General features: G+C 69.9%; 16 protein-coding genes. 1 reads left to right on the forward strand and 15 read right to left on the reverse strand.

The window, feature by feature from the left end; translation table 11 throughout:
* Window positions 1–7: 7 nt before the first annotated feature.
* From rplC to ABZ920_RS23755, 14 genes are all read right to left on the reverse strand, one after another.
* Window positions 8–652 (reverse strand): 50S ribosomal protein L3, encoded by a 645-nt coding sequence (gene rplC, locus ABZ920_RS23690; RefSeq protein ID WP_355741581.1) that lies wholly within the window; start codon window positions 650–652, stop codon window positions 8–10.
* 18 nt (window positions 653–670) lie between these two features.
* The gene (rpsJ, locus tag ABZ920_RS23695) at window positions 671–979 is read right to left on the reverse strand and encodes a 30S ribosomal protein S10 (protein ID WP_003948644.1); all 309 of its coding nucleotides are present in this window, start codon (window positions 977–979) and stop codon (window positions 671–673) included.
* 619 nt (window positions 980–1,598) lie between these two features.
* Window positions 1,599–2,960 (reverse strand): NADP-specific glutamate dehydrogenase, encoded by a 1,362-nt coding sequence (gene gdhA, locus ABZ920_RS23700; RefSeq protein ID WP_361508367.1) that lies wholly within the window; start codon window positions 2,958–2,960, stop codon window positions 1,599–1,601.
* A 378-nt stretch (window positions 2,961–3,338) separates the two neighbouring features.
* Window positions 3,339–4,508 carry a hypothetical protein gene (locus ABZ920_RS23705; RefSeq protein WP_361508369.1) on the reverse strand — a complete coding sequence of 390 codons (1,170 nt, stop codon included), beginning with the start codon at window positions 4,506–4,508 and terminating at the stop codon, window positions 3,339–3,341.
* Window positions 4,509–4,838: 330 nt separating this feature from the next.
* Complete coding sequence (gene mycP / locus ABZ920_RS23710; RefSeq protein ID WP_361508372.1) at window positions 4,839–6,080, reverse strand: type VII secretion-associated serine protease mycosin; 1,242 nt, start codon at window positions 6,078–6,080, stop codon at window positions 4,839–4,841.
* A gap of 1,693 nt (window positions 6,081–7,773) precedes the next feature.
* Window positions 7,774–8,319: a hypothetical protein gene (locus tag ABZ920_RS23715; protein ID WP_361508375.1), complete on the reverse strand. Its 546-nt coding sequence runs from the start codon at window positions 8,317–8,319 to the stop codon at window positions 7,774–7,776.
* A gap of 330 nt (window positions 8,320–8,649) precedes the next feature.
* A complete protein-coding gene (locus ABZ920_RS23720; protein WP_361508378.1) occupies window positions 8,650–8,988 on the reverse strand; it encodes a hypothetical protein in 339 nt (112 codons plus the stop codon).
* 215 nt (window positions 8,989–9,203) lie between these two features.
* Window positions 9,204–11,249 carry a hypothetical protein gene (locus ABZ920_RS23725; RefSeq protein ID WP_361508381.1) on the reverse strand — a complete coding sequence of 682 codons (2,046 nt, stop codon included), beginning with the start codon at window positions 11,247–11,249 and terminating at the stop codon, window positions 9,204–9,206.
* Between the two features lie 261 nt (window positions 11,250–11,510).
* The gene (locus tag ABZ920_RS23730) at window positions 11,511–11,867 is read right to left on the reverse strand and encodes a hypothetical protein (protein WP_361508384.1); all 357 of its coding nucleotides are present in this window, start codon (window positions 11,865–11,867) and stop codon (window positions 11,511–11,513) included.
* Between the two features lie 320 nt (window positions 11,868–12,187).
* Window positions 12,188–13,381: an elongation factor Tu gene (gene tuf / locus ABZ920_RS23735; RefSeq protein ID WP_361508387.1), complete on the reverse strand. Its 1,194-nt coding sequence runs from the start codon at window positions 13,379–13,381 to the stop codon at window positions 12,188–12,190.
* 166 nt (window positions 13,382–13,547) lie between these two features.
* Window positions 13,548–15,674 carry an elongation factor G gene (fusA, locus tag ABZ920_RS23740; protein WP_361508390.1) on the reverse strand — a complete coding sequence of 709 codons (2,127 nt, stop codon included), beginning with the start codon at window positions 15,672–15,674 and terminating at the stop codon, window positions 13,548–13,550.
* A gap of 39 nt (window positions 15,675–15,713) precedes the next feature.
* Window positions 15,714–16,184 carry a 30S ribosomal protein S7 gene (rpsG, locus tag ABZ920_RS23745; protein WP_009330725.1) on the reverse strand — a complete coding sequence of 157 codons (471 nt, stop codon included), beginning with the start codon at window positions 16,182–16,184 and terminating at the stop codon, window positions 15,714–15,716.
* 2 nt (window positions 16,185–16,186) lie between these two features.
* Window positions 16,187–16,558, reverse strand: coding sequence for a 30S ribosomal protein S12 (gene rpsL / locus ABZ920_RS23750; protein WP_003948652.1), 372 nt, complete (start codon window positions 16,556–16,558; stop codon window positions 16,187–16,189).
* 670 nt (window positions 16,559–17,228) lie between these two features.
* Window positions 17,229–18,314: a glycosyltransferase family 2 protein gene (locus ABZ920_RS23755; protein WP_361508393.1), complete on the reverse strand. Its 1,086-nt coding sequence runs from the start codon at window positions 18,312–18,314 to the stop codon at window positions 17,229–17,231.
* Between the two features lie 122 nt (window positions 18,315–18,436).
* Here ABZ920_RS23755 and ABZ920_RS23760 point away from each other — a divergent pair, with 122 nt between their 5' ends.
* Window positions 18,437–19,711: a glycosyltransferase family 39 protein gene (locus ABZ920_RS23760; RefSeq protein ID WP_361508396.1), complete on the forward strand. Its 1,275-nt coding sequence runs from the start codon at window positions 18,437–18,439 to the stop codon at window positions 19,709–19,711.
* 340 nt (window positions 19,712–20,051) lie between these two features.
* Here ABZ920_RS23760 and ABZ920_RS23765 read toward each other — a convergent pair whose 3' ends face one another.
* Complete coding sequence (locus tag ABZ920_RS23765; RefSeq protein ID WP_361508399.1) at window positions 20,052–23,966, reverse strand: DNA-directed RNA polymerase subunit beta'; 3,915 nt, start codon at window positions 23,964–23,966, stop codon at window positions 20,052–20,054.
* Window positions 23,967–23,984 lie beyond the last annotated feature (18 nt).

The following is a 23,984-nucleotide window of genomic DNA, read 5'->3' on the forward strand; positions in this document are numbered from 1 at the left end:
GGTTACCTCAGGCCCCCTTGGCCGCGGTGCGGACCAGGACGAGGCCGCCGTTCGGACCGGGAACCGCGCCCTTGATGAGCAGCAGACCCTTCTCCGCGTCAACGGCGTGGACGGTCAGGTTCTGGGTGGTGACCCGCTCGTTGCCCATGCGACCCGCCATGCGGAGGCCCTTGAACACACGGCCCGGGGTGGCGCAGCCACCGATGGAACCGGGCGAGCGGTGCTTGCGCTGGGTGCCGTGACCGGCGCCGAGACCACGGAAGTTGTGGCGCTTCATGACACCGGCGAAGCCCTTGCCCTTGCTCTTGCCGGTCACGTCGACCTTCACGCCGGCCTCGAACACCTCGGCGGTGACTTCCTGGCCGAGGGTGTACTCGGCGGCGTCCGCGGTGCGGATCTCGACGAGGTGACGACGGGGGGTGACGTCGGCCTTCGCGAAGTGGCCCTTGAGGGGCTTGTTCACCTTGCGCGGGTCGATCTCGCCGAAGGCGATCTGGACGGACTCGTAGCCGTCGACGTCGTTCGTACGGACCTGGGTGACGACGTTGGGTCCGGCCTTGACGACGGTGACCGGGACGACACGGTTGTTCTCGTCCCACACCTGCGTCATGCCGAGCTTCTCGCCCAGGATGCCCTTGATCTGCTTAGCCATCTCTCAGATCACCGCGCCTCAGAGCTTGATCTCGATGTCGACACCGGCCGGGAGGTCGAGTCGCATCAGAGAGTCAACGGTCTTGGGAGTGGGGTCGAGGATGTCGATCAGGCGCTTGTGCGTGCGCATCTCGAAGTGCTCGCGCGAGTCCTTGTACTTGTGCGGCGACTTGATGACGCAGTACACGTTCTTCTCAGTGGGCAGCGGCACCGGGCCCGCGACCGACGCACCAGTACGCGTCACCGTCTCGACGATCTTCTTCGCCGAGGAGTCGATGACCTCGTGGTCGTAGGCCTTGAGCCGGATGCGGATCTTCTGTCCCGCCATGGCTACTTCGTAGTCCTGTCTCTCTATACGCTCCGGAACCCGGTGATCTCTGCGTTCCTCCGACCCACGCGGTCGGGCGTGTCGCGCTCCCGCTGACACAGATGTCCCTTGATCGAACATCCCTGCGGGATTGCACACGGCCCTACCGGAACCGCGGCCGGAGGTGCAGCGTCCGACGTGCTGACGCGCGACCCACCGGGTGCCTGGCCGGCGCCGCGCCCACGCTTCCCGGAAGATTCCCGTACGTCCGCCCCAGCGCTGCCGTGAGGCAGTTAGGACGACGAGTACTGTGGGACTCGCTTCCGGTCCTCCCGGCGGGAGGCGCGCAGCATCAACGCTCGACCGAGCAACTCGGACAGTCTGCCACACCGGCCGGGTGGCTGGCCAATCGAGCCGATGAGATTACCCCGGGAGTGACGTAGGTCAAACCGGGTGCGCGCGTGTTCCCCGAACGTGCGCTCCGGCGATGCCGGTCGGTCCGCACTCACGGCCCGCCACGAACCCGTGCCCCGGACCGGCCACCGTTGACTACGTGGTTGCCCGCCCCCTGGTCACCGGCCGGTCCGCTGCCTGCGCTCTGCCCTGGCCGGCGGCGGCAGCGGACCGGGAGTGCCACGGCTCAGATGACGCCCTGAGCCAGCATCGCGTCGGCGACACGCTCGAAGCCGGCGATGTTCGCGCCGGTCACGTAGTCGCCGGGTGCGCCGTAGCGGTCGGCGGTCTCGCTGCACGTGGCGTGGATGTCCGTCATGATCCGCGCCAGCTCCTCCTCGACGCGGGCGGCCGGCCACGCGGTGCGCGAGGCGTTCTGCGCCATCTCCAGGGCGCTGACGGCGACCCCGCCCGCGTTCGCCGCCTTGCCCGGGCCGAAGGCCACCCCCGCCTGCCGGAACAGCTGCACGGCCGCCGGCGTCGTCGGCATGTTCGCGCCCTCGGCCACGGCCTTCACCCCGTTGCGGACGAGGGCGGCCGCGTCGTCCTCGTCCAGCTCGTTCTGCGTGGCGGACGGCAGGGCCACATCGGCCGGCACCTCCCAGACCCGGCCGCCGGGCACGAACCGGGCCGAGGCCCCCCGCCGCTCGGCGTACTCACCGATCCGGCCGCGCTCGACCTCCTTGACCAGCTGGAGCAGCTCCAGGTCGATGCCCTTGTCGTCGACCACGTATCCGCTGGAGTCCGAGCAGGTCAACGGGTTCGCGCCGAGGTCCAGCAGCTTCTCGATCGTGTAGATCGCCACGTTCCCGGAACCGGAGACGACCGCCGTCTGCCCCTCCAGCTCCTCACCGCGCTCACGCAGCATCGCCTCCGCGAACAGCACGCTGCCGTACCCGGTCGCCTCCGGCCGGATCAGGGAACCGCCCCACAGCGAGCCCTTGCCGGTGAGGACGCCGGCCTCCCAGCGGTTGGTGATCCGCCGGTACTGGCCGAACAGGTAGCCGATCTCGCGGCCGCCCACACCGATGTCGCCGGCCGGGACGTCGGTGTGCTCACCGATGTGCCGGTGCAGCTCCGTCATGAACGACTGGCAGAACCGCATGACCTCCGCGTCGCTGCGTCCGCGCGGGTCGAAATCGCTGCCGCCCTTGCCGCCGCCGATGCCGAGCCCGGTCAACGCGTTCTTGAAGACCTGCTCGAAGCCGAGGAACTTCACGATGCCCAGGTTCACCGACGGGTGGAAACGCAGACCCCCCTTGTACGGACCCAGCGCGCTGTTGAACTCCACCCGGAAGCCCCGGTTCACGTGCACCCGGCCCCGGTCGTCCTGCCACGGCACCCGGAAGATGATCTGCCGCTCCGGCTCGCACAGCCGCTCGACGAGCCCCGGCTCCGCGTACTCCGGCCGCGTCGCGAGCACCGGCGCCAGCGTGTCCAGCACCTCGTGCACGGCCTGGTGGAACTCGGGCTGGGCGGGATTGCGGCGCTCGATCTCGGCGCGCAGGGTGTCGAGCCGGCTCTGGGCGTCGGGTCGGGTCGTCGTCATGGGTCCCCTTCTGGCACTGCTGCCACCGGCACGAGACCGGTGATGGGCGCTCGGCGCCTTCGCCGGGCGCAGGACGGGGCCGCTCCGGAAGCCGGTCCTCAACCCACGGCCCGGTCCTCCGGGAACGGCCGATTCCCCAGTGTCCTCCGGGTGTGAACACGATGCCAGCAGCATGACCGAGGCACCCGCCGGTTTCCCAGGCAGGCACGGCACGTCCCGCCCGAGCCCGGCCTGCCCGCTCCTCCGCCGTCGCCCCGGGACCGGTTCGAGCCCGGCCTGCCCGCTCCCCCGCCGTCGCGCCGGGACCGGTTCGAGCCCGGCCTGCCCGCTCCCCCGCCGTCGCCCCGGGACCGGTTCGAGCCGCGGGGTGGTGGCCTCTCAACGCAGGGAGGGGTGTGACTCCGTACGCAGTTTCCACAGGTCCGGGCGCATGATCGCGCGGCTGGTGTCCGGCCAGGCGAGCCGGACGGACGTGAAGACGATCAGGCCCTCGGCGACCGCGCCGAGCAGTACGGCGACGATTCTGGGGCCGACACCCAGCAGGGCCGGGGCGGCGACGAGGGCCGCGGCCAGCAGGAGCACCAGCGTGCGGGAGTGCACGCCCGGCGTGTAACGGGAGGGTCGCGCGAGCGGACGGGCCCGCGCCGCGGCCTCGGTGGCCTGCAGCGGCACGTTTCCGCCGCGCAGCCAGGGCCCCCAGTCCTCCTCGTAGGTCTCGCCCCACACGACGTGTCCACTGTCGGTGACCAGCGCGGCCGGCACGGTGCGTCGCCTGTCGGTGGCCGCGATCTCCTTCCACAGGGCCGGCCAGCACAGCCAACCCGTGTGCCCCCCGAGCCGGGCGGCGGCGTGGGCGAGGTGCCGCTCCCCGTTCGGAATACGGAAGTTGGCACCCTGCATCGGCCCGAACCGCACGCGCCCGGCGGGGCCGGTGTCGGGCACGAGGTCGATCGCGTACGTGGTGTGGGTGTCGACCTTGCCCGTGCCCTTCCTGGCGGGGGTGCGGTAGTCCTGCCTCACCGGCGTACCGACCCGTACGCGCAGGGCGTGTACGCGTCCCGCCGCCGCGTCCTTGCGCAACAGCCGGTGCGGGGCTTCGAGCTGCCTGGTCAGGAGGCCGATGCCATAGAGGGAAGGGACCAGCCCGTAGACGAAGGTGACCGCGCACAGCGCGACGCCGAGGCGCGAGCCACCGGTGCCGTAGGCGCTGCGGGCGACGGCGTACGGGGCCCAGACCACGAGGTAGGTGGCCGCGATCCGCCCCCAGTCCCGCCGCAGCGGGCCGAGCCTGGCGGGTATCCCCGTGCGGGCGGCCACGGCGGGCAGCGTGTCGTAGACCGGAGCGGCCTTCACGGCGGCCACCCAGCCGCAGGCCAGCACGGCCGCGAGGGCGAGCGGCACGAGCACGTCCCACCGCTGCGCGCCGGCGTCGTGGGGCGGTGCGTCGAAGGGGTGCCGCACGATCGCGGCGGCCAGCGCCACCGCCGCGCTCAGCAGCGCGGCGGCGCCGAGTCCGACGGCCGGCGGCGTGGACCTGTGCTGCCGCATACGGGCCTCCCCCTGGCCGTTCGATCTCTGCGAGCGTGTGCTCGGGTGAGCCTACGGAGAAGAGCGGGTGCGGGGAAGGGCTGCTCGGGCGTCCGACGCGGGTGGGTGGGCGTTCGACGCGGGGTGGGCCGGCGTGCGACGCCGGCGGCTCGATGCGACGCCCGGTGCATCGACGTCCGACGCCCGGTGGATCGACGTCCGACGCGCGGTGCATCGACGTCCGACGCCCGGTGAATCGACGTCCGACGCCCGCGGCGCCGGGCCCCGGACAGGAGGCGGACCGGACCCCGGCCGCCGGTGCCGGTGGATCGACGCTCGGCGGACCTGCGGCTATACGGGCGAACGCCGCCGTCTGCTCACGGCGTAGGCCGCGCCGCCCCCGCCCAGGACCAGGACGGCACCGGCGCCCAGTCCGACCCACAGCATGCTGTTGCCGTCCCCCTCGGACGACGAACCGGCGGCCGCCGCCTCGCCCCCCTTCGCCGCACCGCCGGCTCCGTGCGCGGCGGGGGCGCTCTCCGACGGAGAGGACGACGCGGCGGCGGCGAGGTCGGGCAGGGGGTAGACGTCGGCCGGTCCCGGGTCACCCGGGTCCCGCAGGGCGATGCGCGGCCGGACGATGCCGTAGCCGATGGAGTCGTTGCGCTTCGCGCCGTTCGTGGGCCCGCCGATCGTGTTGAGCATGACGCGCAGGACCTGGTTGTTGGTCCAGTCCGGATGCGCGGCCCAGATCAGAGCGGCACTGGCGGAGGCGATGGCGGTGGCGTCGCTGGTGCCGCCACTCTGGCAGAAGCCGGTCTTGCCCGTACAGGCGGCGACCATGTCCTCCCCCGGTGCGGCGATGTCGACGTTGGGTCCGAACTGCGAGAACGAGCTTCTGCGGAGGTTCTTCCCCACGGCCGCGACCCCGACGACACCAGGAGTCGAAGCGGGGTATTCGAGAGGATTCCCCTTTTCGGCCTTGTTCCCGACAGCAGCGAATATCAAGGCTCCCTTGTCCAGGGCGTACTTCACCGAAGCGGTCAGCTCCGGCGAACCTTCCTCCTGCCCCAGCGAGATGTTGATCACCTTCGCGCCCGCGTCCACCGCATATCGAATCGCCTGCGGCAGCAGCTCATTGAACTGCTTGACGGCCTCTGCCTCATTGGCCGCCGATTCAGCCTGCGGCATCCGGATGGGCAGGATCTCCGTACCCGGTGCCAGGCCGAAGGCGCCGTTTCCGCCATTGGCTGCCCCCGTCCCGGCGATGAGGGCGGCCATTCCGGTTCCATGGCCTCCGTGATCGGTGTGCTCATCTCCCGGCTGCCTCTCGGCAAAATCCCTGCCCTGCAGGACTTGGCCCTTCAGATCGGGGATGTCCGGGTCCACCCCGGTGTCGATCACAGCGACCGTGACGCCCTTGCCGGTGCTGGTCCGCCACATCTGCTCGGCCTTCATGGCGTCGAGGAACCACTGCTGCGCGCGCATGCCCTCCGCACGCGCAGGCGCGTCCACAGCGCCCGCCATCAGCAGACCCAGCACCACCGCTGCTGCGGCTTTGCGGCGACCGGGCCGGCGCTTACCGATGAGCATGAGCTCCACTCCGCCTCTCAGCAGTCAGTCGGTGGTGGGGCGAGACCCACGACCGCGCCCCCGTCCGTTCCCCTGTTGTCCGGTTCGCGACGGGGAGCGCTCCGCAGCCTGCGTACGGCTTGCGGGGGTCGTAGGCGTCGAGGAACGCTCAGCCGCCGGACGACTGTCCCTCGAGCCCTTGGCGTCCGGTGTGCCACCGCTGACACCGCCGCGCGTCGGGGCTCCGGAGTTCACGGCCCCCGTGGTGTTTCCGGGCGCTGCCGGGCGAGCCACCGAACCGGCCGCTCGCTGCGGATTCCCGCCGACGACTCCCCCAGCGGGGGCATGGCCGCCGAGGCTCCCACCCGTTCGGCCGGCAGCTGGTGACGTCGTTCCTCTGTCTGCCGGCGAACGACCCAGGGCGCCCCGCGCGGCCGGGGTCTCGGTGCCCACCACTGTTCCCCGGGGAACGGACCCGTTCGGCCGTCCCGGAGTGGGAGAGGCCGGGCGTCCGCCGACGATCCCGTTGCCGCTGGGCCCTCGGCCGGTGGCTCCGGCAGTCGATCCCTGACCAGGCACAACGGGGGTCCGGCCCGCTCCCACGGCCCGTCCTGTCGCAACGGGGCCGGTGCCGCCCGGGCCCGGCACCGTAGGCACGGTCCGGCCTGTCACAGGGCCCATGGGGCCCGTGCGTCGCGCTACAGGCCCGGCGGGGGTCGTCGACCGGCCCGTGGCCACCGGACCGGCGGGAACTCGCGAGTTCCCCGAGAACATCGGAGGGACGACGCCCGGTTGCGACGGAGGCACTGCGTCGGGTCGAGCAGGGCCCGGTGGGCCGGTGGCCGGAGAGACGGGCGCATGCGGCGCCTGAGGCATCTGCACGGAGTCCACGCCCGTGTGAACCGGCTGACCGGGAGGCGTCGGAGCGGGGCTCGCCGGGAGGTCCGTGCCGTGGGAGCGCACCTCAGTCGGACGCACCTCGGTGACGTGCGAGGGCGCTGTCACGGCTTCGCGCGCCATGGTGCGGGAGGCCGTTCCCGATGGTGGCGAAGCATGCGCAACACCGCTGTCCTGGGGACCGAAATCACGGATGTCCTCGCGGAGGTCCATTGTTTCAGGCGGCCGGATGGCCTCCGGCGGGGGCGGGAACTTCGGTCTCTCCAGTTGGTTCATCTGCGTCGCGGACAGCGAGTACGACTGCGCCAGCTTTCGCATCTGGGCCGCCGCCTCCTGGCGGACCTTCTCCCGGTCCGCCGCCAGGGCCGCCAGCTCGCTGCGCGACTTGGCGCTGATCGCCGCCGCGTCCGGGTCGTTGTGCGCGGCGCGCGCCGCGTCCAGGTTCGCCTGCGCGCCCTTCGTGTCCCGCGGGATCGACGCCTGGGCCGTGGCGATGGCGCCGGAGGCCTGCCCGAGCCACTTCGCGGCGTCGTCGCTGAAGTCGCCCAGCCGCAGCGTGGAGTTGGCGAGGTCGGCGGCCCACGTACGGAACGCGTCCGCGCCCTCGCCCTTCCACTCCACCCACTGCGGACGGACCTTGAGCTCATCCGCGATCTTGCGGATCTCCTTGGCCGCCGCGGTCAGGCGGTCGGCGGCGGCCTGCACCTCGCCGGAGCTCGCCTGGTCGAGCCACGCCAGCATCTGCTCGTGGCTCATGCTCTCGAACGGCGTTCCGCCGCCGGCTCCCTTGCCCGCCATCAGGACTCCCCCCTCGCCATCAGATCGAGCCTCCCGTGTCGCCCGCCGGCGGAGCCGCGGGCTGTTCGGGCTGCGCCGCGGCCTGCCCCGCGTGCTCCTGCGTCTTCGGCAGCGAGGGGTTGTACGCCCCGCCGTAGTGCTCGGTCGTCTCGGCGCTGATCGCCGCCATGCGGTTGCGGACGTCCACGTCGACGTTCTCGTAGCCCTTGTGCGAGGCCATCACCGCGATGCCCATGCCCTCTATGGAGTCGGACAGCAGCTTCGACAGCGTCTCCAGCTCACTGATCACCGTCTCGTACGCCGTGTGCAGGCCGGTCGCCTCCGACCAGGCTCCGTCCCCGCCGCCGAACTGCCGACGCGCGAGCTGGGCGTGTCCGACCTTGCCCGGGCCGGCCTCGGACCCCTTGAGGTCCCGGATCAGGTCGTCCACCCGCTTCTGGAACTTCGTGAACGACGACAGCTCGGTGGCGACATCAGCGGCGGCCTTGACCGCGTCGAGCGTTCCTGTGAGCAGGTTGGAGAACAACGACGACGGCTGCGCGGCCGCCCCAGCGTCGCTCGGCAACACAACGTCCTCCCCCGTGTAGTCAGCCAAAGCAAACTCACCGACAACTCTAGCTACGCCCGGTGACAGTCCCGACTCGGGGCGCCCCTCAGCGTCACGAATCGGCCGGTCCGCCCGAACCAGCCCGGCCGTACCCCACCCCTACCCAACTCCCGCCCGCCGTCAGCCACATGAGCACTCCTACTCAGTTCCACACCCAGCGCCACGACTCCCCCGCTGCGGATCGCCTGGCCGAGAAGCACCCAGTGGAACGGCGCGTTGAATCGGCCGACACGAGTCCGCGACGACGCACGCCGGGACCGCCGTTGCCCCCGCAGTGACCTTCATAGGTCAGGCCCTGGACGCCTGCCCGCACCTCAGTGTCTGGACAGTGGCGGGGAAGTAGGAGCGCATGAACGCCTCAATGCCCTTGCGGTGACTGCGATCCATGAGCTTTACCTGCGGCAGATGCATCGTGAGGGTGAAGTATTCACCACTCCCGGTCTTACAAGGCCCGGTCGACAGCGCCCCATCGGTGCCGACGACTGTCTCGTAGGTGGCTTCGATCCTGCGAGGTTCCACGATTCTGAGAAGTGATTGACCGCCTTCTGCAACTTCCTGGACATTGGGAGCATCTGCGGTCCAGTAGAAGTTGAATTCTAGAACAGGATCCCGCTTCGACAGAAGCACGCAGGGAGCCGACTGGGCTCGGTTTCGATCGACTCGGTTGAACTCGTGCAAGTCAGCGGTGGACTGCAGAAGCGGGCGCACCAGGTCACCGTCGACAGAGGTTCCGCAGACGGCCCGCGGGATCGCGTGGTCAGACGATGACTCGACGCAGGAGGTCATGCACAGAGGGACAAGGGACAGTAAGGCGCCGATTCTCGCTGACCGGAGGCGTGTATTCACTTCGGCTGCTCCCCTGACATGCCTGTCGCATGCGCGATTCCATCCTCGGCAGAGCGATTGATCTGCGTTTGCGCTGTGAACGTCGAGCCGCCAGCTGGATGGCGCAGCTTACTCCACTCGTCCGCGAGTGCCATAAGCTGCCCGTTCCTCCTGGAGTACGCCCTGACGTTGTCATCCGCCTGCTTCTCATCCAGCCTCTTCTGCTCGTCCTCCAACCACTTCTCCGTGACGAAGTCGAATCCCTCCTTCACGTCCTCGCCGGCCACCGGAAGGTAGCCGATGGCCCGGTCGAAGAGCGGCTTGGCCGTGAATTCCGCCGTCTTCGGGTCACCCTGGGCCTGGATGCGGGCCTCCTCCAGGAAGCCGACCGTCCGGCCGGCGCGGATCAACGGCTCGGTCGAGTGCGAGTGGTCCCCGTGGATGCCCGTCACCATCGCCTGGTTCAGACCGCCGTTCAGCGTGCCGTAGGCATCCTTGTCCTTGGACACCTGCTTGACGACCTCGAAGAGCTGGTCCTGCTTCAGAGGGGAGCCGGCGATGTCGATCTCGCTCATGGAGGTGTGCACCGTGGCGCCGTGGTTCACCAGGATCTTCGCCATGGGCTCGCGCAGGGACGGTGGGAAGTCGTCGCCCTGGTCGGAGAGGTGGGTCAGCGCCGACCTCAGCACCGCCTCGTTCCTCTCCGTGTGGGCCGCGAAGTGCGCGTGCCGGTCCGACGGGTCGATGCCCGTCGTGGCCGCCTGGAGAGCGGCGCCGAAGCCCGTCCGGTCGTCACCGTCCGTGCGGGCCGTGTAGCTCGCGGCCTTGCCGTTGTCCTGCTCGTGCAGCGTGACGTCCCAGTCGCGCTCCTTCATCAGGTACCTCATGTGCGCCTCCGAGCCGAGATAGTGCGCCGCCGTGGCCGGGTCACGGCTCATGAGGCCGAGCATGCCGTCCACGGGGTCGTTGGCGAACCACCCGTCGCGCCGGCCGGCGTACTCCCCCTTCAGCCGCCAGATGCCGGGATCCCTCCTCTCCGCCGCGATCATGTCGTCGGTCAGGTCCTCGAGCATTCCGGGCGCGTACCCGTGGCCCTTGCCCATCAAGGTCACCAGTGACTGGTAGCCCACGGCCTTGTCCAGGCGGGCGCCCTGGGCGTCGGTGGCGTACTGCTGCACTCCGGCGTGCCGCATCTCGGCGCGCCAGTCCCGGTACCACTGCGACTGCGTGTCCTTCGTCGCGGTGGCGAGGCTGTCGGCGAGGCCCGTCTCGATCCTCCCGTAGGCGCCCGCGCGCGGACCGCCGTCGACGTGGACGAGGTCGTTCAGTTCGTTCGTCAGCCGGATCGTGCCGGCCGCCCCGAGGTCGTCCAGGAGCGTGCGTGCGAACGCCTCGTCGTCGCTGTTGTCCCGGAACGTGCGCTCCAGTTCGGCGAGCTCCCCGGCCGACAGGTGCCCTCCCCGGGCCAGCTTCTCCAGCGCCCCCTCCGCCTGGCGCGCCTCGTACGTCTCGACGTCCCCCACCGCTTCGCCGTTGAAGCCCCTGCCCCCGCCGGCGAGCCGGTCCGACGCCGTGGCCGCCGTCAGGGCGATCCGCACGCCGGTGTCCGCGTCCGTCACGTCCCGGACCGCCCTGTCGATGCGGTCCTGCCAGGCCTGGACGCGCTGTGCCGCCCGGGCGGCCTCGGCGTGCTGGTCGTCGTCCTCCCGCCCCTTCGTGCGCTCGGGGTCCGGGCTGACCACCCCCCGCTCCGACACCCTTATGCCGGCCTCCACCGCTTCCGCGCACGCGGTCTTCAGCCTGCCCTTCAGCTCGGTGAACTGGCTGTGCGCGTCACGCAGCAGCGACGCGATCGCCTTGGCCTCCGTCCGGGCGGAGCGGTACTCACTGAGCGTCGTGTCGAAGCGGGCGTGGGCGGCGCCGGCGCTCAGCCCCGTCCACGACGAGCCCATCGAGACACGGTGGACGTCCCGCCGGTACGCCGTCTCCTGCTTCTCGAACTCGCCCGCCATGCCGTCCCAGCGGTCGGCCGCGCAGGTGAGTGCGGAGAGGTCGGTGCTCATGATCTCGTGGTAGGTCGGCATCCCCGTGTCCCGTCTTTCCGTGTCCCCAAGGGGCCCGCGCCCCCGCGCCCCCGCGCCCCGCGCCCCGCAAAACCGCGCCCTGCGCCCCGCGGCCGTCCGGCCAACCACCCTCGCGAGCCGGTCCCCCCGATCCCCCGATCGCCGCCGCCTCGGCCCGCCGGTCCTGCCGTCGACCGCCCGCCGGTTCCCCCAGCGGTCGCCCGCCGGCCCCCGCCCCCGACCGCCCGCCGGTCGACCGCCTCAGTAGCGGTCCAGCGCGGACGCCCGCCGCAGCGCCGACCCGGTCGCCAGGTCCGTGCCCGTCAGCACCCGGTTGCTCTGCCGCAGCGCGTCCTTCTCCGCGCCGAGCCGGTCCATCAGGTTCTTCACCTGCTCGCCCCAGGTGCGGTGCGCCTTCTTCAGGGCCGCCGACGTCAGCCAGCCGTCGCCGTCCTTCGCGCCGAGGGCCCTGACCGCGGCCGCCGTCTCCTCGTCCGCCCAGCCGCCGGCCGCGCGCGTGCCGGGCTCCAGATGGTTCTCGATGGCCCCAGCCGCGGCCCGCTTCTCGGCGGGGGACGAGGTCAGATCCTTCGTTCCGGGTCCTGCGCTGCCGCCCACCGGCCACCCCTCACTTCCCCGCACCCCTCGGCGCTCCAGAAGCTCAACCGACACACGCCCGGCTTCGTCACGGTGTGCTGTGCCGTCGTGGCGTTGACGGGGACGGCGTTGCGCGTCCGGGCGCCCCCCGCGTCGGGCACCCGACTGCCGAGTGGTCATCCCGCCGGGACGCCGGACCCGCTGCCCCGTGCCCAGCAGCCAGCCGGCGCCGCCCGTACTCCGCGCACGCGAAAGGGCCCGTACGACACGAAGTCGTACGGGCCCCTTCAGGTGCTCGCAGTCGGAGCTACCGGGTCAACCGACCCTCAAGCAAGCGGAACTTACTTGACGATCTTGGTGACCTGGCCGGCGCCGACGGTCCGGCCACCCTCACGGATGGCGAACTTCAGGCCCTCCTCCATGGCGACGGGCTGGATGAGGTCCACCTTCATCTCGGTGTTGTCACCCGGCATGACCATCTCGGTGCCCTCGGGGAGGGTCACCACGCCGGTCACGTCCGTCGTGCGGAAGTAGAACTGCGGGCGGTAGTTGTTGAAGAACGGCGTGTGGCGGCCACCCTCGTCCTTGGAGAGGATGTAGGCCTGCGCCTCGAACTCGGTGTGCGGGGTGACCGAGCCCGGCTTGATGATGACCTGGCCGCGCTCGACGTCCTCGCGCTTGATGCCGCGGAGGAGCAGACCGACGTTCTCACCGGCCTGGCCCTCGTCGAGCAGCTTGCGGAACATCTCGATGCCGGTGACCGTGGTGGAGGTCTTCTCCGGCTTGATGCCGATGATGTCCACGGTCTCGTTGACCTTGAGGACACCACGCTCGATACGGCCGGTGACGACCGTACCGCGGCCGGTGATGGTGAAGACGTCCTCGATCGGCATGAGGAACGGCTTGTCGACGTCGCGCTCCGGCTCCGGAATCGCGCTGTCGACGGCGTCCATCAGCTCCAGGACCGACTGGCCCCACTCCTTGTCGCCCTCGAGCGCCTTGAGCGCCGAGACCTTGACGACCGGGACGTCGTCGCCGGGGAACTCGTACTCGGTGAGGAGCTCACGCACCTCGAGCTCGACGAGCTCCAGGATCTCCTCGTCGTCCACCATGTCGGCCTTGTTCAGGGCGACGACGATGTACGGGACGCCGACCTGGCGGGCCAGGAGCACGTGCTCCTTGGTCTGCGGCATCGGGCCGTCGGTGGCGGCGACCACGAGGATGGCACCGTCCATCTGGGCGGCACCGGTGATCATGTTCTTGATGTAGTCCGCGTGACCCGGGCAGTCGACGTGGGCGTAGTGACGCGCCTCGGTCTGGTACTCGACGTGCGCGATGGAGATGGTGATACCGCGCTGGCGCTCCTCAGGAGCCTTGTCGATCTGGTCGAAGGCCGAGGCCTCGTTCAGGTCCGGGTACTTGTCGTGCAGCACCTTGGTAATGGCGGCCGTGAGGGTCGTCTTACCGTGGTCGATGTGACCGATGGTGCCGATGTTGACGTGCGGCTTAGTCCGCTCGAACTTCGCCTTCGCCACTGGGGTCCTCCTGTGGAGTGGTTCTGTACGCCTTACTTCATCGGCGCCAGGTGATCTTTGCTGGATGGCCCGGATCCTCGGGGCATTTCTCCGTCTTCACTGCGGAATCCGGCGGAATGCCCCACGAGGCTCCGGAGTCAAGCCTAAGGGCTGGAACGCGGGTGAGTTACTCGCCCTTGGCCTTCGCGATGATCTCCTCGGCGACGTTCCGCGGAACCTCGGCGTAGGAGTCGAACTGCATCGAGTAGCTCGCGCGACCCGACGTCTTGCTGCGGAGGTCTCCGACGTAGCCGAACATCTCCGAAAGGGGCACGAGACCCTTCACGACACGGGCACCCGCCCGCTCCTCCATGGCCTGGATCTGGCCACGGCGGGAGTTGATGTCACCGATGACCTCGCCCATGTAGTCCTCGGGCGTGGTGACCTCGACGGCCATCATCGGCTCGAGCAGCACGGGGCTGGCCTTGCGCGCGGCCTCCTTGAAGGCCTGCGAGCCGGCGATCTTGAAGGCGAGCTCCGAGGAGTCCACCTCGTGGTAGGCGCCGTCGAGCAGCGTCACGCGCACACCGGTCATCTCGTAACCGGCGAGGATGCCGAACTGCATGGCCTCCTGCGCACCGGCGTCGACCGAGGGGATGTACTCCTTCGGCACGCGGCCACCGGTGACCTGGTTGACGAACTCGTACGAGGCGTCGCCGCCCTCGAGCGGCTCGATCGCGATGATGACGCGAGCGAACTGGCCGGTGCCACCCGTCTGCTTCTTGTGGGTGTACTCGACCTTCTCGACGGCCTTGCGGATCGTCTCACGGTACGCGACCTGCGGCTTGCCGACGTTGGCCTCGACCTTGAACTCACGGCGCATACGGTCGACCAGCACCTCGAGGTGCAGCTCGCCCATGCCGCCGATGATGGTCTGGCCGGTCTCCTCGTCGGAGTGGACCTGGAAGGAGGGGTCCTCCTCCGCGAGGCGCTGGATCGCGACGCCCAGCTTCTCCTGGTCGCCCTTCGACTTCGGCTCGATGGCGACCTGGATCACCGGCGCCGGGAAGTCCATGGACTCCAGGATCACCGGCGACTTCTCGTCGCACAGCGTCTCACCGGTCGTGGTCTGCTTCAGACCCATCACGGCGACGATGTCGCCGGCGCCCACCGACTCGATCTCCTCACGCTTGTTGGCGTGCATGCGGTAGATCTTGCCGATGCGCTCCTTGCGGCCCTTGACGGAGTTCAGCACCGAGGTGCCGGACTCCAGGCGGCCGGAGTACACGCGGACGAAGGTCAGCTTGCCGAGGTGCGGGTCGCTCATGATCTTGAACGCCAGCGCCGACAGCGGCTCCTCGTCGGACGGCTTGCGCCGGACGACCGTCTCCGGGTCCTTGACGTCGTGGCCCTCGATGGCCTCGATGTCGACCGGGGACGGCAGGTAGCGCACGACCGCGTCGAGCAGCGGCTGGACACCCTTGTTCTTGAACGCGGTGCCGCAGAACACGGGGGTGACGGTGGTGCCCTCACCCTTGCCGGAGGCGATGGTGATGCGGCGGATCGCCGCGTACAGCTGCTCCTCGGAGGGCTCCTCGCCCTCCAGGTACAGCTCCATCATCTCCTCGTCGTTCTCCGCGACGGCCTCGAGCAGCTTGCCGCGCCACTCCTCGGCGGCCTCGGTGTGCGTGGCCGGGATGTCGACGGTGTCGTACATCTCGCCCTTGGTGGCCTCGGCGGACCACACCAGGGCCTTCATCCTCACCAGGTCGACGACGCCCTTGAAGTCCGCCTCGGCGCCGATCGGCAGCTGCATGACCAGCGGCTGAGCGCCCAGACGGTCGACGATCATGTCGACACAGCGGTGGAACTCGGCACCGGTGCGGTCGAGCTTGTTCACGAAGCAGATACGCGGCACGCCGTAGCGGTCCGCCTGACGCCACACCGTCTCGGACTGGGGCTCGACGCCGGCGACGCCGTCGAACACCGTCACGGCACCGTCGAGCACACGCAGGGAGCGCTCCACCTCGACGGTGAAGTCGACGTGACCCGGCGTGTCGATGATGTTGATGGTGTGGTCGACGTTCTCCAGCGGCCAGTGGCAGGTGGTGGCAGCAGAGGTGATCGTGATGCCACGCTCCTGCTCCTGCTCCATCCAGTCCATGGTGGCAGCGCCGTCGTGGACCTCACCGATCTTGTAGGACACACCGGTGTAGAACAGGATCCGCTCGGTGGTGGTCGTCTTGCCCGCGTCGATGTGGGCCATGATGCCGATGTTGCGCACCTTGGCCAGGTCAAGCGAAGTGGTAGCCATAAGGCTTCAGTCTTCTCTCGGTTCTCGTCGGGGTAGCGACTACCAGCGGTAGTGCGCGAAGGCCTTGTTGGACTCGGCCATCTTGTGCGTGTCCTCGCGCTTCTTCACAGCGGCGCCGAGGCCGTTGGACGCGTCGAGGAGCTCGTTGAGCAGACGCTCGGTCATGGTCTTCTCGCGACGGGCGCGGGAGTAGCCGACGAGCCAGCGCAGCGCCAGGGTGTTGGCACGGCCGGGCTTGACCTCGACCGGAACCTGGTAGGTGGCGCCACCGACACGGCGGGACTTGACCTCGAGGGTCGGCTTGATGTTCTCGAGAGCGCGCTTGAGCGTGATGACCGGGTCGTTGCCGGTCTTGTCGCGCAGACCCTCCATGGCGCCGTAGACGATGCGCTCGGCGGTGGAGCGCTTGCCGTTCAGCAGCACCTTGTTGATCAGGGAGGTCACCAGAGGGGAGCCGTAGACCGGGTCGATGATGACCGGACGCTTCGGGGCGGGGCCCTTACGAGGCATTCTTACTTCTCCTTCTTGGCGCCGTAACGGCTGCGAGCCTGCTTGCGGTTCTTGACACCCTGGGTGTCGAGCGAGCCGCGGATGATCTTGTAGCGAACACCCGGCAGGTCCTTCACACGGCCGCCGCGCACGAGCACGATGGAGTGCTCCTGCAGGTTGTGTCCCTCACCCGGAATGTAGGCCGTGACCTCGATGCCGCTGGTCAGGCGCACACGCGCAACCTTACGGAGGGCCGAGTTCGGCTTCTTCGGGGTGGTCGTGAACACACGCGTGCAGACGCCGCGGCGCTGAGGGGAACCCTCGAGTGCGGGCGTCTTGTTCTTCTCGACCTTGTCCTGCCGGCCCTTGCGGACCAGCTGCTGGATCGTAGGCACTACTTCTCCGGTTTCTGTGTGCCGATGGGTACAGCTAACCTGGAACGTCACCGACCCACGCGGTCGGGTGTGTCGAATCCCGCGGACTCCCACCGCCAGGCAGAAAGAGGCGCAGATCACGGTGGCCGATAGCGGCTCTCCGTGCGGTCGAAGGCACGCACGCGAGCCAGGGCACACCCCAGGCACAAGGTCTGAGCGTACCTAGTGCATTGACTCCGGTCAAAACCAAAGCAGGGCACCCGACACGCCGGGCGCCCGGACAGGTCCCACCTGCGGTTGTGTGCTTGTCCTGCGTCGGGGGACTGTACGCCTGCTTCCGCCGCGGCGCACCCCGTCCGCCCGGGCCCCCGACGGGCGGCCACGACAGCCGGGCCCCGCGGCCCCAGGACACGCCGAGTACGCCTGGTACCGCGCCAGACAACGTCCGGCCCGTCGCGACGCCCGGCACGCGTCCCCGTCCTCGAACCGGCTTCGCACGGCTCGGACGGGGGGACCCCCTTCGCCGCACCGGCCGGAAGCCCCAGTACATCCAGTACGAGGGCGTCCGGCCGGCACGCCGGGAGCACCCGCCGGACGCCCCAGTACATCCAGTACGAGGGCGTCCGGCCGGCACGCCGGGAGCACCCGCCGGACGCCGCTCCTCGGCGGCCGAACGTTGCCTGCCGCGGCCCTAGCCGCCGCTCTGCGGCCCTGCCCGTCGTCCGGTGAGCCCGACTGCCCGCCCGGCTCCGGCCGGCCCCTCAGCCTCCTCCTGCGTCCGCGCCCCCGGGACCCTCGCCGCCGGGCCGCCGTGCGCGGCCGGCTCGGCCGGGCAGGCCGTGTCGTGGCCCACGAAGTACGTCGGCCGGTTCTGCACGGCCGTGTAGATCCGCGCCACGTACTCGCCGAGCAGGCCCACGCAGATCAGCTGGACCGCGCCGATGAACAGCACACCGGTGAACAGCGAGGTCCAGCCGGGCACGGTGTGCTCCAGGGCGTGCGCGCACAGTGTGTAGACCATCAGCCCCAGGCAGACGAGGAAGGCGAAGCCGCCCAGCCACGTGGCCAGGCGCAGCGGCGCCGCCGAGAAGCCGGTGACGCTGTCGACCGCGAGCCGGATCATGCGCCCCAGCGGGTACTTGCTCCGGCCCGCGACACGCGGGGCGCGCTCGTAGGTGACCCGGCCGCTGGGGAAGCCCAGCCAGGGGACGAGCAGGCGGTAGACCCGCTGCTGGTCCGGCAGTGCCTTGAGGGCGTCCACGGCGGCACGGCTGAGCAGCCGGAAGTCGCCGCCCTGCGCGGGCACCTGCGGACCGGCGAGCCGGCGCACCAGCCGGTAGTACAGGCCTGCGGTCCACCGCTTGAACCCGGTGTCGCTGGCGCGGTCGGCGCGGATGCCGTAGACGATGTCGAGGTCCTCGCCGCGGGCCAGCTCCAGCATCTCCGGGATCTTCTCGGGCGGGTCCTGCAGGTCCGCGTCGATGCTCACGACGTACGCGCCGACGGCCCGGTCCAGGCCCGCGGTGAGGGCGGCCTGGTGGCCGGAGTTGCGGCGCAGCCGGATCACGCGCAGTTCCGGCCAGCCGAGCCGGAAGGCGGCGAGCAGCTCGGCCGTGCGGTCGGTGCTGCCGTCGTCGACGGCGACGAGTTCGTAGGGCGCCGCCACGCCGTCGAGGACCGGCCGCAGCCTGGCGACCAGGGCGGGCAGGGCCTCTTCCTCGTTGTACATGGGTATGACGACCGACAGGACGATCGTCCCGTCCCCTGCTGCAGCCACCCGCCCCTCCCCCTGTGCCGCGTCTGTGCGACGCTGTTGCGATCTTATGATGGACAGTTTGCGATCGTCCGGGCCGGTGGGGATGCCGTGAGCCCGGGATCGGCCGAGGGGGGACCCCGCAGATGAGCACGGCTTCCACGGACGCGGCGACGGAGGCACCGGGGCCCGAGGAGCGCGAGGAGCGCCCCCGCCCGGCCGGCCGCCTCACCCTGCCGCCCGGCGTACGACCCTACCTGCCCCCGCTGGCCCTCTACGGCGTCCTGAAGCTGGTCGGGCTCACCGTCTTCGCCGGCCTGCTGGAGTACGCCGGGGACTACCACAGGAAGGAGCCGCGCTTCGGCGGCGGCGCCCACTGGTGGGACGTGCTCGGAACGTGGGACGGCTGGTGGTACCTCCAGGTCGCCGAGCACGGGTACCAGCCGCGTCTGGAGCGGCTGGACGGGGGCGGCCTGTTCACCGTGCAGCAGAACTCGGTCGCCTTCTTCCCGCTCTACCCGGCCCTGATCCGGCTGGTGTCCGAAGCCACCGGGCTCGGCCTGTACGGCTCCGGGATCCTGGTCTCGGTCCTCGCGTCGTTCGTCGCCGCCGCCGGGATCTACGCGGTGATCTCCCTGATCGCCGGCGCCCGGGCGGGCACGATCGCCGCCGGCCTGTGGGCCGTGGCGCCCGGCGCGGGCGTCGAGTGGGCCGTGTACTCGGAGTCCGTCTTCGTCGCGATCGCGTCCTGGTGCTGCTACTGCGTGATGAGGCGCCGCTGGCTGCTCGCGGGCCTGCTCGCCTTCCTCGCCGGCCTCAACCGGCCGACGTCCGCCGTGCTGATCGGTGCGGTGGGGCTCGCCGCCCTGGTGACCGTGGCCCGCCGCGACAGCCGGCGTGAGCACGGTGTGGCGGGCCCGGTGTACGCCATGGTCGTCGCGCCGCTGGGGCTGCTCGCGTACGTCGCCTGGGTCGGCCTCAGCACGGGCGAGCCCACCGCGTACTTCACGCTCCAGCGCGAGGGGTGGGCGCACTACTTCGACTTCGGCGCCTACACGCTGGACGTGCTGCTGAACACCGCCGTGGGCCGCCGCGACTACCTCTTCGCCTTCACCGTCCCCGACCTGCTCGCCGTCCTGCTGGTGCTGGCCCTGCCGATGCTGATCACCCTGATGCTGCGGAAGCGGCCGCCGCTGGTGCTGGTCGCCTACACGCTGGCGACCGTCGTCACCGTGCTCGGCACCCAGCAGATGTTCGGCAACACCGCCCGCTACCTGCTTCCCGCCTTCCCCCTCCTGCTCGCGCCGGCGGCGGCGATGAGCCGGCTGCGGTGGCCGGCCCTGACCGTGTTCTTCACCACCGCGGCGATCGCCTCCGGCTGGTACGCGCACTACGTCATCTTCGAGCTGGGCATCCCGTAGACGGGCCCGGGGACGGTCCCCGGCCGACGGCCACCGCGAACAGCTCCGGCGGACGGACTCGAGGACGGCCCCAGCGACATGCCCGGGGACCGCTCCCCGGCCGGCCCCGCGAACGGTCCCAGGGACGGGCCCGGAGCCGGCTCCCCCGGACGGACCGCGAACGCCCCGCGCGCAGCCCCCACCCACAGGCCCCGCACCACACGGCGCCCGGCAACGGCCCGGCGCACGGACCCGGCATGGGGCACCCCGCACCCGCCGCCGGCGAGAACTCCCCGCACCGAACACGCCGAAGGGCGGCCACCCCCACCGGGGTGACCGCCCTTCGTCTCGAACTGCCCGCTTACTGGTTGTACGGACCGTAGTCGTAGTCCTCCAGCGGAACGGCCTGGCCGGAGCCCGTGCCGAACGGCGAGTAGTCGATGTCGTCGTAGCCCACGGCCGAGTACATCGCGGCCTTGGCCTCCTCGGTCGGCTCGACCCGGATGTTGCGGTAGCGGGACAGACCCGTACCGGCCGGGATGAGCTTACCGATGATGACGTTCTCCTTGAGGCCGATCAGGGAGTCGGACTTGGCGTTGATCGCCGCGTCCGTGAGGACCCTGGTCGTCTCCTGGAAGGACGCCGCCGACAGCCACGACTCGGTCGCCAGCGAGGCCTTGGTGATACCCATGAGCTGCGGACGACCGGAGGCCGGGTGACCGCCCTCCTGGACCACACGACGGTTCTCCTGCTCGAAGCGGGAGCGCTCGACCAGCTCGCCGGGCAGCAGCTCGGCGTCGCCGGACTCGATGATCGTCACGCGGCGGAGCATCTGCCGGATGATGATCTCGATGTGCTTGTCGTGGATCGACACGCCCTGCGAGTTGTACACCTTCTGGACCTCGCCGACCAGGTGGACCTGGACGGCACGCTGACCCAGGATGCGCAGCACGTCGTGCGGGTTGGTGGCACCCACGGTGAGCTTCTGGCCCACCTCGACGTGGTCGCCCTCGCCGACCAGGAGCCGGGCACGCTTCGAGATCGGGTAGGCCGTCTCGTCGCTGCCGTCGTCCGGCGTGATGACGATCTTCTTGGTCTTCTCGGTCTCCTCGATCCGCACGCGGCCGGAGGCCTCGGAGATCGGGGCGACACCCTTCGGGGTACGGGCCTCGAAGAGCTCGACGACACGGGGCAGACCCTGGGTGATGTCGTCACCGGCCACACCACCGGTGTGGAAGGTACGCATCGTCAGCTGGGTACCGGGCTCACCGATGGACTGGGCGGCGATGATGCCGACCGCCTCACCGATGTCGACCAGCTTGCCGGTGGCCAGCGAGCGGCCGTAGCACATGGCGCAGGTGCCCACGGCGGACTCGCAGGTCAGGACCGAGCGGGTCTTGACCTCCTCGACGCCGTGCCTGACGAGCTCCTGGATGAGTACGTCGCCGAGGTCGGTGCCGGCCGGGGCCAGCACCTTGCCGTCGACCACGATGTCCTCGGCGAGGCAGCGCGCGTACACGGACGTCTCGACGTCGTCCGCCTTGCGCAGCACGCCGTCCGCGCCGCGCTCGGCGATGTGCAGACGCAGGCCGCGGTCGGTGCCGCAGTCCTCCTCGCGAATGATGACGTCCTGGGAGACGTCGACCAGACGACGGGTGAGGTAACCCGAGTCGGCGGTACGCAGAGCGGTGTCCGCCAGACCCTTGCGGGCGCCGTGCGTGGAGATGAAGTACTCCAGCACGGACAGACCCTCACGGAACGAGGCCTTGATGGGCCGCGGGATCGTCTCGTTCTTCGCGTTCGACACAAGACCACGCATACCGGCGATCTGACGCATCTGCATCATGTTGCCTCGTGCACCCGAGTTCACCATCATGAAGATCGGGTTGGTCTTCGGGAAGTTGTCGTTCATCGCCTCGGCGACCTCGTTGGTCGCCTTGGTCCAGATCGCGATGAGCTCCTGGGTCCGCTCGTCCTTCGTGATCAGACCGCGCTCGTACTGCTTCTGGACCTTCTCGTCCTGCGCCTCGTACCCGCGGACGATCTCCTTCTTCGCCTCGGGAACGACGACGTCGGAGATGGCGACGGTGACGCCGGAACGGGTGGCCCAGTAGAAGCCGGCCGCCTTCAGGTTGTCGAGCGTCGCCGCCACGATGACCTTCGGGTAGCGCTCGGCGAGGTCGTTGACGATCTCGGAGAGCTGCTTCTTGCCGACCTCGTAGTCGACGAACGGGTAGTCCTCGGGCAGCAGCTCGTTGAAGAGCGCACGGCCGAGCGTGGTCTTCAGACGGAAGCTGTCACCCTGCTGCCACGCCCGCTCACCGACGCCGTCGTCCCCGTCCTCGTGGGCCGGCGGAGTCCACCCGCGCGGCGGGATGGTGCCCACCGGGAAGCGGATGTCGACCGGCGCCTGGAGCGAGAGGTCGCCGGCGTCGAACGCCATGATCGCCTCGGCGACGGACGCGAAGGAGCGGCCCTCACCCCTGACGTCGCGGCCCTCGGCGTCGGTGGTGAGGAAGAACGTCCCGAGGACCATGTCCTGGGTCGGCATCGTCACCGGACGGCCGTCGGCCGGCTTGAGGATGTTGTTCGAGGACAGCATCAGGATGCGGGCCTCGGCCTGCGCCTCCGCGGACAGCGGCAGGTGCACGGCCATCTGGTCACCGTCGAAGTCCGCGTTGAACGCGGTGCAGACGAGCGGGTGGATCTGGATGGCCTTGCCCTCGACCAGCTGCGGCTCGAAGGCCTGGATGCCGAGGCGGTGCAGCGTGGGCGCACGGTTCAGCAGAACCGGGTGCTCCGCGATGACCTCTTCCAGCACGTCGTACACGACCGTGCGGCCGCGCTCGACCATGCGCTTGGCGCTCTTGATGTTCTGCGCGTGGTTCAGGTCGACCAGGCGCTTCATCACGAACGGCTTGAAGAGCTCCAGCGCCATGGCCTTGGGCAGACCGCACTGGTGCAGCTTCAGCTGCGGGCCGACGACGATGACGGAACGCGCCGAGTAGTCGACTCGCTTGCCGAGCAGGTTCTGGCGGAAGCGGCCCTGCTTGCCCTTGAGCATGTCGCTCAGGGACTTCAGCGGGCGGTTGCCGGGACCGGTGACCGGGCGGCCGCGACGGCCGTTGTCGAAGAGGGCGTCAACAGCCTCCTGAAGCATGCGCTTCTCGTTGTTGACGATGATCTCCGGGGCACCGAGGTCCAGGAGCCTCTTCAGACGGTTGTTGCGGTTGATCACACGGCGGTACAGGTCGTTCAGGTCGGAGGTCGCGAAGCGGCCACCGTCCAGCTGCACCATCGGACGCAGGTCCGGCGGGATGACCGGCACGCAGTCCAGGACCATGCCCTTGGGGCTGTTGGACGTCTGCAGGAACGCGGAGACGACCTTCAGCCGCTTGAGGGCACGGGTCTTCTTCTGGCCCTTGCCGGTGCGGATGATCTCGCGGAGCCTCTCGGCCTCCTCCTCGAGGTCGAAGGACTCCAGGCGCTTCTGCAGCGCCGCGGCACCCATCGAGCCGTCGAAGTACGTGCCGAAGCGGTCACGCAGCTCGCGGTAGAGCAGCTCGTCGCCCTCGAGGTCCTGGACCTTGAGGTTCTTGAACCGGGTCCACACCTCGTCGAGGCGGTCGATCTCGCGCTGCGCGCGGTCGCGCAGCTGCTTCATCTCACGCTCGGCACCCTCGCGCACCTTGCGGCGCACGTCGGCCTTGGCGCCCTCGGCCTCCAGCTCGGCCAGGTCGGCCTCGAGCTTCTTGGCGCGGGCCTCCAGGTCGGCGTCACGGCGCTGCTCGATCTGCTGGCGCTCGACGGAGACGTGGGCCTCCAGCGAGGGCAGGTCGCGGGTGCGGCGCTCCTCGTCGACGTACGTGATCATGTACGCCGCGAAGTAGATGACCTTCTCCAGGTCCTTCGGGGCGAGGTCGAGCAGGTAGCCCAGCCGCGACGGAACGCCCTTGAAGTACCAGATGTGGGTGACGGGCGCGGCCAGCTCGATGTGGCCCATCCGCTCACGGCGCACCTTGGCGCGCGTGACCTCGACGCCACAGCGCTCGCAGATGATGCCCTTGAAGCGGACGCGCTTGTACTTGCCGCAGTAGCACTCCCAGTCCCGGGTCGGACCGAAGATCTTCTCGCAGAAGAGTCCGTCCTTCTCGGGCTTGAGGGTGCGGTAGTTGATGGTCTCGGGCTTCTTGACCTCGCCGTGGCTCCACTGACGGATGTCGTCAGCGGTGGCCAGGCCGATCCGGAGCTCGTCGAAGAAGTTGACGTCGAGCACTATGCGTCAATCCCTCTC

Origin of the sequence: Streptomyces sp. NPDC046831 (genome assembly GCF_040645305.1) — a bacterium.
Taxonomy (GTDB): Bacteria; Actinomycetota; Actinomycetes; order Streptomycetales; family Streptomycetaceae; genus Streptomyces.

Excerpts from the sequence above, each read along its gene's own strand:
- rplC (WP_355741581.1), bottom strand. The coding sequence starts at position 652 with ATGGCTAAGCAGATCAAGGGCATCCTGGGCGAGAAGCTCGGCATGACG.
- rpsJ (WP_003948644.1), bottom strand. The coding sequence starts at position 979 with ATGGCGGGACAGAAGATCCGCATCCGGCTCAAGGCCTACGACCACGAG.
- gdhA (WP_361508367.1), bottom strand. The coding sequence starts at position 2,960 with ATGACGACGACCCGACCCGACGCCCAGAGCCGGCTCGACACCCTGCGC.
- ABZ920_RS23705 (WP_361508369.1), bottom strand. The coding sequence starts at position 4,508 with ATGCGGCAGCACAGGTCCACGCCGCCGGCCGTCGGACTCGGCGCCGCC.
- mycP (WP_361508372.1), bottom strand. The coding sequence starts at position 6,080 with ATGCTCATCGGTAAGCGCCGGCCCGGTCGCCGCAAAGCCGCAGCAGCG.
- ABZ920_RS23725 (WP_361508381.1), bottom strand. The coding sequence starts at position 11,249 with ATGAGCACCGACCTCTCCGCACTCACCTGCGCGGCCGACCGCTGGGAC.
- fusA (WP_361508390.1), bottom strand. The coding sequence starts at position 15,674 with ATGGCTACCACTTCGCTTGACCTGGCCAAGGTGCGCAACATCGGCATC.
- rpsG (WP_009330725.1), bottom strand. The coding sequence starts at position 16,184 with ATGCCTCGTAAGGGCCCCGCCCCGAAGCGTCCGGTCATCATCGACCCG.
- ABZ920_RS23760 (WP_361508396.1), top strand. The coding sequence starts at position 18,437 with ATGAGCACGGCTTCCACGGACGCGGCGACGGAGGCACCGGGGCCCGAG.